Annotated in this window: 8 protein-coding genes and 1 tRNA gene; 3 read left to right on the forward strand and 6 right to left on the reverse strand. The window is 40.7% G+C overall.

Annotation, left to right across the window (positions count from 1 at the left end; genetic code table 11):
* Nucleotides 1-70: 70 nt before the first annotated feature.
* A tRNA-His gene (locus tag AACW45_RS10055) sits at nucleotides 71-143 on the forward strand.
* Nucleotides 144-319: 176 nt separating this feature from the next.
* Here the strand turns inward: AACW45_RS10055 and AACW45_RS10060 are convergent.
* Nucleotides 320-2,686 carry a hybrid sensor histidine kinase/response regulator gene (locus AACW45_RS10060; RefSeq protein ID WP_190632843.1) on the reverse strand — a complete coding sequence of 789 codons (2,367 nt, stop codon included), beginning with the start codon at nucleotides 2,684-2,686 and terminating at the stop codon, nucleotides 320-322.
* On the reverse strand, nucleotides 2,683-4,071 hold the full coding sequence (locus tag AACW45_RS10065; RefSeq protein WP_339381962.1) for an ABC transporter substrate-binding protein: 1,389 nt from the start codon (nucleotides 4,069-4,071) through the stop codon (nucleotides 2,683-2,685). The genes AACW45_RS10060 and AACW45_RS10065 overlap by 4 nt, the downstream gene beginning before the upstream one ends.
* Before the next feature lie 471 nt (nucleotides 4,072-4,542).
* Between AACW45_RS10065 and AACW45_RS10070 the strand changes: the two genes are divergently transcribed.
* Entirely contained in the window at nucleotides 4,543-6,963 is a 2,421-nt protein-coding gene (locus tag AACW45_RS10070; protein WP_190632845.1) for a sucrose synthase, read from the forward strand.
* A 463-nt stretch (nucleotides 6,964-7,426) separates the two neighbouring features.
* Here the strand turns inward: AACW45_RS10070 and AACW45_RS10075 are convergent, their stop codons facing one another.
* The 3 genes from AACW45_RS10075 to cax all read right to left on the reverse strand — a co-directional run bounded on the left by AACW45_RS10075 (nucleotide 7,427) and on the right by cax (nucleotide 9,875).
* Nucleotides 7,427-7,957, reverse strand: a complete 531-nt coding sequence (locus AACW45_RS10075) for a peptidoglycan-binding domain-containing protein (RefSeq protein WP_190632846.1) — start codon at nucleotides 7,955-7,957, stop codon at nucleotides 7,427-7,429.
* A gap of 438 nt (nucleotides 7,958-8,395) precedes the next feature.
* A complete protein-coding gene (locus tag AACW45_RS10080) occupies nucleotides 8,396-8,791 on the reverse strand; it encodes a peptidoglycan-binding domain-containing protein (RefSeq protein WP_242045497.1) in 396 nt (131 codons plus the stop codon).
* The gene (cax, locus tag AACW45_RS10085) at nucleotides 8,784-9,875 is read right to left on the reverse strand and encodes a calcium/proton exchanger (protein ID WP_190632847.1); all 1,092 of its coding nucleotides are present in this window, start codon (nucleotides 9,873-9,875) and stop codon (nucleotides 8,784-8,786) included. The genes AACW45_RS10080 and cax overlap by 8 nt, the downstream gene beginning before the upstream one ends.
* A 647-nt stretch (nucleotides 9,876-10,522) precedes the next feature.
* Between cax and AACW45_RS10090 the strand changes: the two genes are divergently transcribed.
* Entirely contained in the window at nucleotides 10,523-13,252 is a 2,730-nt protein-coding gene (locus AACW45_RS10090; protein WP_190632848.1) for a DUF3536 domain-containing protein, read from the forward strand.
* A gap of 244 nt (nucleotides 13,253-13,496) precedes the next feature.
* Here AACW45_RS10090 and psb34 read toward each other — a convergent pair whose 3' ends face one another.
* Nucleotides 13,497-13,667 carry a photosystem II assembly protein Psb34 gene (psb34, locus tag AACW45_RS10095; protein WP_190542618.1) on the reverse strand — a complete coding sequence of 57 codons (171 nt, stop codon included), beginning with the start codon at nucleotides 13,665-13,667 and terminating at the stop codon, nucleotides 13,497-13,499.
* Nucleotides 13,668-14,304: the final 637 nt, after the last annotated feature.

Consider the following 14,304-nt stretch of genomic DNA (forward strand, 5'->3'; position numbering starts at 1 on the left):
AGTCCGTTCCAAGAAAAAAACATTCTCTTGATCAAATTAGCAGAGACGTGTTATACTCAGGTAGTTAATGGCGAGCGTAGCCAAGTGGTTAAGGCAGTGGTTTGTGGTACCACCATTCGTGGGTTCGAGTCCCATCGTTCGCCCTCTAAAAAAATAGACTTAAACATTCTCGCCCATGAGTGAGATACAGACTGTTTTCAGCAATACTAACATGGGTGTAGGGCATTGGGCATCCCTTCGACTTCGCTCAGGGCAAGTGGGCATGGGGCATTGCTTAACAGTCAACAGTCAACACTTCGACAAGCTCAGTGCGTCGCAGTCAACAGTCAACCAATTGCTTTATAGTAGTTTCCAGTTGTTTAAGTTTGACTGGTTTGGCTAGATAATGGTTAGCGCCAGCAGCAAGACAACGATCGCGATCGCCTGACATGGCTAAAGCGGTGAGGGCAATAATGGGGATATGGGCGATTTGGCTATCTTGGCGGATGCGGGCGATCGCTTGTATGCCGTCTAATCCTGGCATTTGAATGTCCATGAGAATAATATCGGGATGTTGGTTTTGGGCAATTGCGATCGCTTCTTCTCCGTTTTGAGCCACCAGCAACCGAAAGCCTCTAGCTATGAGATATTGGGAAATAGTGCCGATATTGTCTTCGTTATCTTCTGCTAATAACACTAAAGGCGCTTTTTTCCCGGTTACTAGGGTATCTGTGTCCCTGGGTGCTAAATTTTCTGGTGCAGTCGGGGAATTAGGTAAAGATATCTCTGTTTGACAACAGCTAGCAGGTAACTGAATGGTAAAACAACTACCCTTTCCCAGTTCGCTGACTAAACTGACTGAACCTCCATGTAGTTCAGCAATTTGTCTGACTAAGGTTAATCCTAAACCAGTTCCCTCATATTGACGGTTGAGTTTGCTGTCTACCTGGACGAATGGTTGAAACAGTTTATCTTGATAAGATTCGGGTATCCCAATTCCCGTATCGCTGACGGCGAAACACAGCCAATCTTCTTCTGTTTGTTGTTGTCGGTAAACATTTAAGTTGACTCTTCCACCATTGGGGGTAAATTTGATGGCGTTGGTGAGTAAATTAATCAGCAATTGACGCATCCGCAGTTCGTCTAAGCTAATATATTCGCCGCAATCTGCTTCTATATGGGTTTTTATGGTAATTTCTTTGTTTCGCGCCTGTTGTGTGACAAATGCCAAACTTGATTCACACAAATAAGCGATCGCAACTGGGGAAATTCTCAATTCTAAATGACCGGCTTCAATTTTAGAAACATCTAAAATATCGTTAATTAAAGCTAAAAGATGTTGTCCGCTATTTTCTACAGTCAAAATTGACTGTTTTTGTAGCTCGTTCACTGCTCCATAAATTCCTTCGAGCAATAACTCGCAATTACCCAAAATCACATTCAGGGGAGTGCGCAATTCATGACTCATGTTAGCGAGAAATTCACTCTTGGCTTGGTTCGCAAATTCCGCTTGTCCTTTAGCTACAGCTAGTTCAAAGGTGCGTTCTTCTACCCGTTGTTCTAAATGTTCTCGATCTAACTTTAATTGCTCGGCCATTGTGTTAAAAGTCTGGGCGAGAATACTGACTTCATTGTTCCCAGTTACAGGTACATACTGATTTAAATCTCCCTGGGTTAAACGTTCAGCAGCTTGGCTAATGTTGAGAATCGGTTGGGTAATCTGTCGCGATAGCAAGTAAATCGCTAACATTAACAGCGCAGATGCTAAACAGCCACACAGCAATAAGCTCAAGACTAAACTATCAGCAGGCGCAAAGGCTTCGGCTTGAGTCATTTCGGCAATTAATCCCAAGTTATATTTGGGTAACCAACGATACACGCCAATTACAGGCGAGCCATATTGATTGCGGTATAAAGCCATACCATTTTCTTGAGCGATCGCGCGATCGATGGCTGCGCTTTTCATTGGTACATCCACAACCGAATCTGCTGCATTCGGAGATTTATCTGTTCTTGTATTTAAGAAAGCAACGGCTTTTAAATTAGATTCTCCTACCAAGTAAAAAGCTTGAGTTTCCGTTTTTAAGGTACTGGCTAACAATAGCTGGCGCAATTCAGTAATATTCAGATCCACCGCTAAGACTCCCATCTGTATCCCGGAACGATCTTTTAAAGGAGTGGCTACTGTAATTACTGGTTTGCGTTCTGAGTTCAAATAAAAATTAGGTGTAATTGAATTGAGATTTTCTTGAGTCAGAAAAGTAACAGGATAACCACTAGGTGAATACTTATTTTCTTTGCCAGGAGAGAGAGAACAAAAAGCCACAAAACCGCTATTTCTAGTAATACAAACATTGCTCAGATTAGTTTTAATCTTTGCGGTTTGATGTAAATATTGTTTGAGATTATTGTACGCTGCTTGACGACTGGGAGAATTTTGTTCGGAGATTAGTTTGGGTACACCCTCAACAATATCAGTTTGTTGGGCAAGTTGGAGTACATCGCGCAATTGAAAGTTAATCCAGTAGTCTAGTTCTTGGGATTTAAAATCTAGGGAATTGTTTAAACGCCTGACAACTTCTGTCTGTAAATTTTGACGAGAATACCAGCAAGCGCTCGCAGCAGCTACCCCAATTGCCACCCAAGAAATAATCGAAAATCGATAGACCAACTGAGACAATAAACTATGGCGATTCCAAGAAATCATGGTTTTTTCTCATATTTTTGCCAAAAATTGGCGATTTGTTCAATTCCCCAATCAGCAGCTTGCTTAGGCGAAGCATTGGTGAGAATAACACGATGTATAATTTGAGACCAAAGTTGTTGTGTGTAAATTTGGCTCCAAACGGGGTGGAGTTTGTCATATTCAGGTAGGCGAGACTGATTGTAAATCGCCAAAGCTGCGGCTGAATGAGGATCGGCTGGTTCTTGCCACATGGGATCTTTTAACAATTGAGTCATAGTTGGTAAAATTCGCCCATTAAATCCTTGAATGAGGCGCTGGAGATTATCAGGTTGCAGCAGATATCGCAGAAAGTCTATGGTGTTTTGTGACTTACGCTCTTGTTTAATCGCCAAAATTTGATTAAGTACTCTAGGTACTTGCAAAGTGGTACCGTTCATTGTTTTGGGGTAAGTTATTAATGTGCCAATATCTTGATAACGCTGCCTAGCACTTTGATTATATTGGTTATTCTCTAATTTTTGGGTTCTGGGAATAGATAAAGTCATGTTGACAGTCATCAGGACTTGACGATTGAGAAATGCGATATTATTGCCTGAACCTGACCAATCTAAAGCATTTGCTGGGATGTAGCCTTGGCGGTAAAGGTTTGTAAATTCAGCGATCGCTTCGGTAAACCGCTCTCGGTTTTGAGTTTCAACTATAACTAAACCATCTTGATGATTAGCGATCGCTACATTATGCGCATCTAAAAACAGTTGAAAAGCGGCTGCGGTGTCGAAACCGCTTGCAGACATACACAAACCCAAGCCATAAATGTTAGGGTATTGACGCGATCGCAATTTGGTTTGTGCTGTTTGCCAAAATTGCCAAAATTCATGCCATTCTTGGGGAATATCGCTCTCCTCATAGCCAATTTCAGCTAGAGAGTCTTGCCAATAATGAATGTAAGCATCCGATTGCCCAATGGGTAAGGCATAATAACTGCGATCGCCTTGGACTCGATTTTGATACAGTACTTGAGTTAATACATCAGCTTGAAAATTTGACGCGATCGGCTCAATTACCTCAGATAAATCCAGCAGTTTATCTTCCCATGCCAATAAAGGAGCAATAATTTTATTAAAGGTAATGGAAAATACAATGTCAGGTTCTTTGCCGTTATTGGGATTTGTCAAAGTTTCCCATAATGTTTGTTCAATAAAATCATCGGAAACTAACTTTAAATTGACTTTTTGACCAGTATAACGCTGCCATCCGGCAACTATCTGCATAATGCCTTGATTTTCTTCGCTTAGGTAGCCGCGCTCCCATAAAATAAATAGTTCTTGACTAGTCGCGGAATTAACTCTCTCATCAGTTTTTTTGCTATGAGTACAACTTTTGACACCAGAAAACAAAAGGCTCAAAAAAAATAACTTTTTGAATTGTCTTCTGGTTAGCATTGCAGTTTACAATCACAGGATCAAGATAAAGTAATCTTTCATTATGGCATTACTATTTTATTTGGGGTTAATTCTTCATATTAGTATTTGCCTGAATTCCTGACTAATTAACTTTCAAAATCGAATGATAAAAAAATAACTATATTTTTCTGGCAAAAGTTTATTTTCATCAGATTTATCAGTCAAATTATTTTTATTAAAAAACAATATTTTTATTAATAAGCTTGCCAGTTTATTTATCTTGACTGTGAAATATGCACTACATTTTAAATTAATTTAATATCACAAAAATCTAGTCGTTCAAATATTTACACAGCAAGACTTTCAGCGCTCGCACCTATAAAAAGTACATAAAATTCTCTGCCTTTAGTTAGAGTGCAATCAATTAGACAATAGATATTTTAAGTAAAGTAACGCAAGTTTTCAGGAGATACTATGTCTGAATTAATCCAAACAGTTCTCAATAGTGAAGAAAAAAGTGATTTGCGTTCCTTTATCAGCGAACTGCGCCATCAAGAAAATAAATATCTATTACGTAATGATATTATTAATTCATATAGTGAATATTGCACAAAATATGATAAGTCTGAAGAATATCGCCATTCTTCACATTTAGCAAAATTAATTTACTATACGCAAGAAATCATTCAAGAAGATTCAAATCTCTGCTTTATTATTCGCCCGAAAATAGCTAGCCAAGAAATTTATCGGCTGACAGAAGACTTAAAAGTTGAGAAAATGACTGTGCAGGAATTGTTAGATATGCGCGATCGCATAGTCAACAGATATCATCCCAATGAAGGTGACTTGCTAGAACTAGACTTTGGGCCATTTTATGATTATTCTCCAGTTATTCGCGATCCCAAAAATATTGGTAAAGGTGTAAACTTCCTCAACCGCTATCTCTCCAGCAAATTATTACAAGACGCAAAACAATGGTTAGAAAGTTTATTTAATTTTTTGCGCTTGCATCAATATAATGGCATACAATTACTGATCAACGATCGCATTACATCACAGCAACAACTTTCCGAGCAAGTAAAAAACGCTATCAGCTTTGTGAGCGATCGGCCTGCTGATGAACCCTATGAAAATTTCCGCTTCACCTTGCAAACAATGGGTTTTGAGCCGGGTTGGGGAAATACAGCCCAGCGCACCCTAGAAACCTTAAACATTCTCGATGAATTAATCGATTCTCCCGATCCCCAAGCTTTAGAAGCCTTTATTTCTCGCATACCGATGATTTTTAAAATCGTCCTGGTATCTCCCCACGGTTGGTTTGGACAAGAAGGAGTATTAGGGCGTCCCGATACTGGGGGACAAGTAGTTTATGTCCTCGATCAAGCCAAATCCTTAGAAAAGCAACTCCAAGAAGATGTCACCCTCGCTGGTTTAGAAGGCTTAAATGTCCAGCCAAAGGTGATTATTTTAACCAGATTAATTCCTAACAGCGATGGTACTCTTTGTAACCAGCGTTTAGAAAAAGTTCACGGTACAGAAAACGCTTGGATATTGCGCGTACCGTTGCGAGAATTTAATCCGAATATGACCCAAAATTGGATTTCCCGGTTTGAGTTTTGGCCTTATTTAGAAACCTACGCCATCGATGCAGAAAAAGAACTCAGAGCAGAATTTCAAGGAAGACCAGATTTAATTGTTGGTAACTATTCTGATGGTAATTTAGTCGCATTTCTCCTCGCGCGCAAGATGAAAGTTACCCAATGTAATATTGCTCACGCCTTAGAAAAATCCAAATATTTATTCAGTAACTTGTACTGGAACGATTTAGAAGAAAAATATCATTTTTCCTTGCAATTTACTGCTGATTTAATTGCCATGAATGCTGCTAACTTTGTGATTAGCAGTACTTATCAAGAAATTGTCGGAACGCCCGATAGTGTAGGACAATATGAATCATATAAATGCTTTACCATGCCAGATTTATATCATGTAGTAAATGGCATTGAATTATTCAGTCCTAAGTTTAATGTTGTGCCCCCAGGAGTCAACGAAAATTACTATTTTCCCTATACCAAAAATCAAGACCGAGTAGAGAGCGATCGCTTGCGAATTCAAGACATGCTTTTTACCCTAGACGATCCCAGTCAAATATTTGGTAAACTCGACAATCCCGACAAACGCCCCATCTTTTCAATGGCGCGTCTCGATAGAATTAAAAACCTCACTGGTTTAGCAGAATGCTTCGGTAAAAGTCCCGAATTACAAGAGCATTGTAACTTAATTTTAGTAGCAGGTAAATTGCGCGTTGAAGAATCAGGAGATAACGAAGAAAAAGACGAAATTATCAAACTTTACCAAATAATTGACCAATACAATCTTCACGGTAAAATTCGCTGGTTAGGCGTGCGTTTATCGAAAACCGACTCAGGAGAAATTTACCGCGTCATCGCCGATCGTCAAGGTATATTTGTCCAACCAGCTTTATTTGAAGCTTTTGGTTTGACAATTCTTGAAGCCATGATTTCCGGGATACCAACTTTCGCCACACAATTTGGCGGCCCCTTAGAAATTATTCAAGACAAGGTAAATGGATTTTATATCAATCCCACCCAATTAGAAGAAACCGCCGCCAAAATTTTAGAATTTGTCAGCAAGTGCGAACATAATCCTGATTATTGGCACCAAATTTCTCACCAAAGTATTGAGCGAGTTTACAGTACCTATACTTGGCGAATTCACACAAACAAGTTGCTATCTCTAGCCCGAATTTATGGCTTTTGGAACTTTACCTCTCACGAAAACCGCGAAGACTTGCTGCGCTACATCGAGACTTTATTCTATTTAATTTATAAGCCAAGAGCGCAACAACTATTAGAGCAGCATAAGTATCGGTAGTTGGTCAATAGTTAATAGTCAATAGTCAATGGTAATTGATAGTAGGGGGAAATTTTTCTTCCTACTTTTTCTTATTTAGTTCAAAAAAAATGTAGATAAATTAGTAGATAAATTGTAGGTTGGGTTGAACAAAGTGAAACCCAACATAAGAGGTTGTTTGAAAAGTTTTTGGCTGTACCTTTTCACTTATTGATCCCCCCTACCCCCCTTAAAAAAGGGGGGAAATACAATCAAAGTCCCCCTTTTTAAGGGGAGCCACTGCGTTGGGCGGGTTTCCCGACTTGAAGCAAGTGGCGTGGATTTAGGGGGATCTAAAACTTTTTGCTACCAACGACAGGACTTTTAAAACATCCTCTAAAGACAGAAATATTAGCTTAACTTACTAGCTATTTTACAAACATCAATATCCTGATAATATTTACCAATAACAAATGACTATTGACTATTGACCATTGACCATTGACTATAATGTCAACTCTCGCCAAGTTCTTTGACCAACAATTCCATCTACTAATAAACTTCGCCGATTTTGAAATGCTTTTACAGCTGCTTCTGTCAAAGGGCCAAATATCCCATCAATGCGCATTCCATAGCCATTAGCAATTAGTAGCTTTTGCAAGACTCTTACAGAAATACCTGAACTACCAAAACGTAAAATTGGCAAGGTTTGACTATTATAATTTTTGACTCTGGCTTTGACGATTAAACTATCTGCAATAACAGAGCGAGGATAGCGTATAAGATTTCTGTCAAGTTCTTTCAATAAATGTTCTTGCTGTACTTGAGGAGATAATGGCTGACTTAGAGAATTACCATTTGTCTCGATAAATTCTGGTGGTGTAATTTGCGCAGTGGAAACTACCTGAGGTGACTGACTCTGGATAAAGTTCTGTATCTCGTTTTCTTCATGAAGCGTTTGCTGCTCTGGTATATCCAGTAAATATACTTGTCCTGTTGTTACCAAGCCCGTCATTAGCAGGCCAATTTCACTCATATAGTTCGTTCTACTAACACCAATATTCCTTTTGACATCAATAGCTGCTATTATTCCGGAATAAAGTATAGACGAAAATAAAAAAGATTCGGAGAATAATAGCAATTCATAATTAATAAATGTCAGATTGAATCTGGATTGACACTGGTTATACCAAATCAAATAATGTTGGCGACACATCCTTATATTCTAGAGGTCATGGCACTGCCATAACCCTACAATCTGTTACATTATTTTTTTAAATTCTGATTAAATTTTTTATTGGTTAAAAATTGCGATTTAATATTTGTAGTGCGGGCATCTTGCCCGCGCGAGCAAGATGCTCGCACTACTTATTTTTACTTGATGCCTTATTAGTTGGATTGGAGATTATATAATTTGATGTTAATTAGCATACAGTTACTTGAGGGTTAATTTCTCTGCTGAGTTCGACTGATGCTAATTAGCTAACTCGCGCCAAGTTTTTTGACCGACTATACCATCTGCCTTTAAATTTCGCTGGCTTTGAAAAGCTTTAACCGCAGTTTCAGTTAACGCACCAAAAGCACCGTCAACTTTAATCGCATAGCGGTTATTTATTAACAGCCGTTGCAAAACTCTGACAGCATCACCTGCATCACCAAAACGTAGGTTTGGCAAACCAACGTTAGATGTAGCCTGTGTATTTAAAGGTTGTGCTTGATTTGTGTCCATAATTAGGGGGACAAAGGGGACAAGGAGGACAATTGTACAGACGCGATGAATCGCGTCTCTAATGACCAATAAAAAACGATCGCTCTGGATCAAAGTGTAGGCGATCGCTTCTAAAATTGAAGTTTGTTGGTAACTAACCAATACCCTCAATGATAGGATGGAAGTAGAAGGCTATACCTAAAACTGTATAAGCGGCTAATAATAGAGTTCCTTCCAGCCAATTAGATTTACCATCAGAACTGATACTATTGGCAATTAGCACCGATACTGCCACCGCGACTAATTCAAAAGGTTGAAAATTTAAATCCATTGGTTGACCTAGCACCCAGCCAGCTATCACTAATACGGGAGCAACAAATAAAGCTATTTGCATACTCGATCCTACAGCGACGGAAAGAGAAAGATCCATTTTATCTTTCATCGCTACAGTTACGGCGGTAGCATGTTCCGCAGCATTACCCACAATGGGGACAATAATTACCCCAGTAAATAGTGCTGTTAAACCTAACTGCGATGTCGCTACTTCTAAAGAATCAACGAGCATTTCTGACTCTAAGGCAACAAAGAGCGTACATACGAGCAATACACCACTCCATAACCAAAGATTTGGCTTTTTATGGTTAATTTCTTCTTCTTCTACCTCTACCATACCCACATCATATAAATAAGAGTGGGTTTTCATGGAAAATAGCAGGGTGAGAGCATAGACCAAAATTAATACTATAGCCACAGCTACCGAGAAATTTTGGATAGTTTGTTCGCCAATACCAGTAGAGGTAATTTGCATCGCTGTGGGTAATAATATGGCAATTACCGCCAAATTCATAGCCGAAGCATTTACCCGCGCGACAATAGGCTGAAATGTCTGTTCTTTATGACGCAGTCCACCTAAAAGCATAGAAAGACCCATCACTAGTAGTAAGTTACCAATAATCGACCCGGTAATACTGGCTTTAACTACATTGACAAATCCTGCCTTTAGCGCCACCAGAGCAATAATTAGTTCCGTAGCATTCCCAAAAGTTGCATTCAACAACCCCCCTAGAGAAGGGCCGACAACTACAGCTATTTCTTCTGTGGCTGTACCCATCCAAGCTGCTAAGGGGAGAATTGCCAATCCAGCTGTGATGAATACTACCAGTTCTCCCCATTCCAAATAATGAGCAGCCAAGGAAACTGGTATAAACAATAACAGTACGAGAAAGATAAGGTTTTTAACTGACATCGATCGCTTTAAGTTAAGGGCATTTAGTCACTGATTTACTAGTCAATGGTCAATGGTCAAGGGTCAATAGTCAACAGTATGGGGCATTGGGCATTGGGCATGGGGCATTGGGCATGGGGCAGGGGGCAGGGGGACAAGGAAGACAAGGAGGACAAGGAGGACAAGGAAGACAAGGGGGACAAGGAGGACTAATGACTAATGACTAATGACCATTGACCATTGACCATTGACTATTGACTATTGACTATTGACAATTCCGCGATTTTACGGTTTCGGTTTTGCTGGCAGATATGTAATATAAGATTGAGTTTTAAGTAGGTTTTGCAATGTTTTGTAGCAAAACTATAACTAGAGGTCGATATTTTATCGTAAAAATGCGGTTTAATATATTAAAAGACAATTAAGTTTATTGGCTCGACCAAATAAATTCCCAATTAGGGGTTTTTCGATGGATAATAATTTAATTGCTTTTGGGAAAGGTCTGTGCGATAACGCAGATTTCCCGCTATACTAAAACCGCTTTCTTGGAAGGGCTGTATACCATAGTTGTTATCGGTACGGATTTTGGGTTAAAGCCTGTGAAGAAAGTTTTATAGACCCGTTTTTGTCGTAATTGCAAGTTTTTTTTGATTTTGGATAACAGATACATGACTTCTGCTGCTGAACTGCCAGCTAGCTCTGGCTCTACATTTACGTCACAATACGATGCGAAACACACCCCGCAAAGCGATCCCTTGAGAACGGCGACGGGTGTGTATGTCACGGTACATGGTCATTTTTACCAGCCACCGCGTGAAAATCCTTATCTAGACGCCATTGAACGCCAACCTAGCGCGTCGCCTTTTCACGATTGGAATGAGCGGATTCACTGGGAATGCTATCGTCCGAATGCCTTTGCCAGGGTGTTAAATGACCGGGGCGAAGTCATTGATATTGTGAATAATTACGAGTATTTGAGCTTTAATATTGGCCCCACGTTGATGTCGTGGCTAGAACGCTACGATGTGGAGGTTTATCAGCGAATTTTGGAGGCTGATGCTAAAAGTTCCCAGCGCTTGAACGGTCATGGTAATGCGATCGCGCAAGTATACAATCACATCATCATGCCTCTGGCTAACGAACGCGATAAGTATACGCAAATTCGTTGGGGCAAAGAAGACTTCCGCTCCCGCTTTGGGCGCGATCCCGAAGGTATGTGGTTGGCAGAAGCGGCTGTAGATTATGCCACTTTAGAGGCTTTAGTAGAGGAAGGAATTCGCTTTATTGTTCTCGCACCATCGCAAGCACAACGCTGTCGTCCGCTACCAACAAAAGACGATCCCCAGCCAGAATGGCATGAGGTTGGGGGTAGTCAGATTGATCCCACCCGTCCCTATCGTTGTTATTTAAAGCCGACATTGAGTATTGCATCCTCACCTCTCAATGCAGTCTCTGACAAGGCTACCTTAGATGATGCAGAATCCTTAGCTCGATTACCTTATATTGATATTTTCTTCTACGATGGCCCGATATCACGGGATATGGGTTTTAGTGATGTTGTCTATAGTTCTAGTCACTTTGCTGGACGCATCGGTTCTGCAGTCCGTGGGGATCATCGTCCAGCGCAATTAATTTCTGTCGCCACCGATGGGGAAACTTTTGGACATCATAAAAAGGGAACTGAGAAAACCTTAGCCTACGCTTTTATCGGTGAGTTTCCTCAGCACGGTTGGACAGTAACTAACTATGCACATTACCTAAGTTTAAACAGTCCCGCTTGGGAAGTAGAATTAAAGCCCATCACCGCTTGGAGTTGTGCCCACGGTGTCGATAGATGGCAAGATGATTGTGGTTGCGGTGGTGAAGGCAGTCTTTGGCATCAAAAATGGCGTCGTCCCCTGCGAAATGCCTTAAATTGGCTGCGGGATCGGTTAATTGAAGTGTATGAAGAGTATGGAAAGCAATTTTTCCGCGATCCCTGGCTAGCTAGAGATGAATATATTCAAGTAATTCGCGATCGCTCTGCTGCCAATGTTACTCGTTTTCTCAATCACCATCAAACTCACAAACTCACCGCCGCCGAACAAGTAGATGCTTTGCGTCTATTAGAAATGCAGCGTCATGCTTTGTTAATGTTTACCAGTTGTGGCTGGTTTTTTGAAGAACTTTCTCGCCCAGAAGGGACACAAATTCTCCGTTATGCCGCCCGTGCTTTAGAATTAGCTGGGGATGTGGCGGGGATGCAGTTAGAAAAAGGCTTCCTTAAACGTTTAGCTTTAGCCCCTAGTAATATCGATCATTTCAAACATGGTGCGGAAGTTTATCGCCAATCAGTGCTAACTGCCCAAATTAGTTTAAAGCAGGTAGCCGCCCATTATGCGATTACTTCTTTGTTTGCCAATCATCGACCGACAGAAAGCTATAATTTCCTAACTGCACAAGATACTCATGGCAAACATCCCCATGTATCCCAAAAACATGTTTACTGCTACAGCGCTAATGAGTTAGATTACCAGCTACAACGTATGGGATCGCTAACTTTGGCGGTTGGTCATTTGCGGTTAGTGTCAGATATTACTTGGGAAAGTGAAGATTTAGTGTTTGCAGTTCTCCATTTAGGCGGCTGGGATTTTCACTGCTGCATTCAGCCTTTTGCTGGGAGACGAGACTACAGCCAAATTAAAGAAAAGCTGTTTGTGTCTTTAGAACAAGCTAGTGCAGCCAAAACTATCTTGATGATGACGCAGTTATTTAGTGACGAAACCTTTAGCTTAGAAAATCTCTTTGCTGAGGAACGCCACAGAATTATGCGGTTGTTGAGTCAAGAAACACTGACAAGACTAGACCAGCTTTATACTCAAACATACCGGGATAATTACGGCATTATTGCAGCCTTTCACCGAGATGAATTAGCTGTACCGCGAGAATTGCAAGTAGCGGCGGAGATTGCCTTAGGTTATCGTTCTATGACAACATTGCGATCGCTTGAGCAAGATATCACCGATGTGCAGTTAAGCTTAAGTTATATCGTGGAATTAGAAGCGATCGCCAACGAAGCCAAGCACATGCGCTGTCAGCTAGATATTCCCGAAGGCAAACAGATATTAGAACAGTTGATTATGCGCCTACTTTGGCAATTGTTGCACGATCCCAACGGCAACTGGGATGCAGATATCCAAGTTCTAGAACGGTTAATTGATACCGCATATCAGCTAAACTTGGGCATCTCCTTGCATCGATCCCAAGAACTGTATTTCAACTGCTTGCAAACTCAAATCTTACCCCTGTGTATCTCAAATATTAATCATGGGCGAGGTAATTCACAATGCGATCGCTTGTTGAAGCTAGGACAAAAATTAGGCGTTGACATGAATGGCATGATCAATCAATTGCGTTAGTTAATCCCACAATCCCGCCGTCACCCTCCAAGGGTGCGGCTAATTGAACAAAACCCACCTGCGTGGGCTAAAAAAATTCAGCCTGCTTGAGCAGGCTTTGTAACGATAGCCCCAGGCTTCCAGCCTGCGGGCGTTATTTCGGTTATGCGAGAGAACTGTCCCCATAAATAAAACCCCGGTGACTAGCCGAGGCTGATGGGAGAAGTTTCAATGACGATTTGATAGCGATTAAGAAGGAAAAATTTTAGCTAACACCACAAGCAAACAATATCAACGCTGTAACTAATAAGGTTGCAACTGCGCCTTGAAAAGCGTAGCGACTTTGCTGTTCATCTGAAGGGTAAGCCGCGTAGTAAATTTCTGGTTCAGTCGCGTAGTTGTTGAGAATGCCTTCTTCGTTAGTTGTTGTATACATGGTTTGCTGTTCCTGGTTATTACCTTATGTAACTAAATTTAACGATTTTGTTACGAATGGTCAATAGGAGTTGACAACAAAAGCCTGATAGTATCCATAAGGGTGACTTATTACAATTAGGACTTACGCAGTGTCAGATATTTTTCATGCTTTTTGTCAATGGTCAAAAGTCAATAGTCCAAAAACCTGAATTTTGACTATTGACTATTGACTTTTGACTACCCTTGTGAGGGTTTTTGTGTTCGGTGCGTAAGTCCTAACAATTTTCAGCTAAAAATACCACGCTCTCAGGGCACAGCAGTGCTCATACGTGTCAGCTTATACCATTTTGAAAAAAGAACGCGACAGATGGGTAGTAGGGGCACGGCACCAGTAAGATAATTTGATATGCCAAAAGATTGCGGATGCCGTGCCCCTACAAAGAATTTATCTGTCTAAAAATAGCCTCTGTCTTATACCAATTTGAAGAATGATCGCTACAAATGTAGGTTGGGTTGAGGAACGAAACCCAACACCCCAACGCCTTGTATATGTTGGTGAAGTACCTACAGTGACGCTTCGCGTACACAGTAGGCTTCCCGTCTCATTCGCCGTTGCCTCGTTAAACTCATGTTTAATTTGGTCTTACACAGCGTCT

This window comes from Calothrix sp. FACHB-168, assembly GCF_963889195.1.
In the GTDB taxonomy this organism is placed as follows: domain Bacteria; phylum Cyanobacteriota; class Cyanobacteriia; order Cyanobacteriales; family Nostocaceae; genus Aulosira; species Aulosira anomala_A.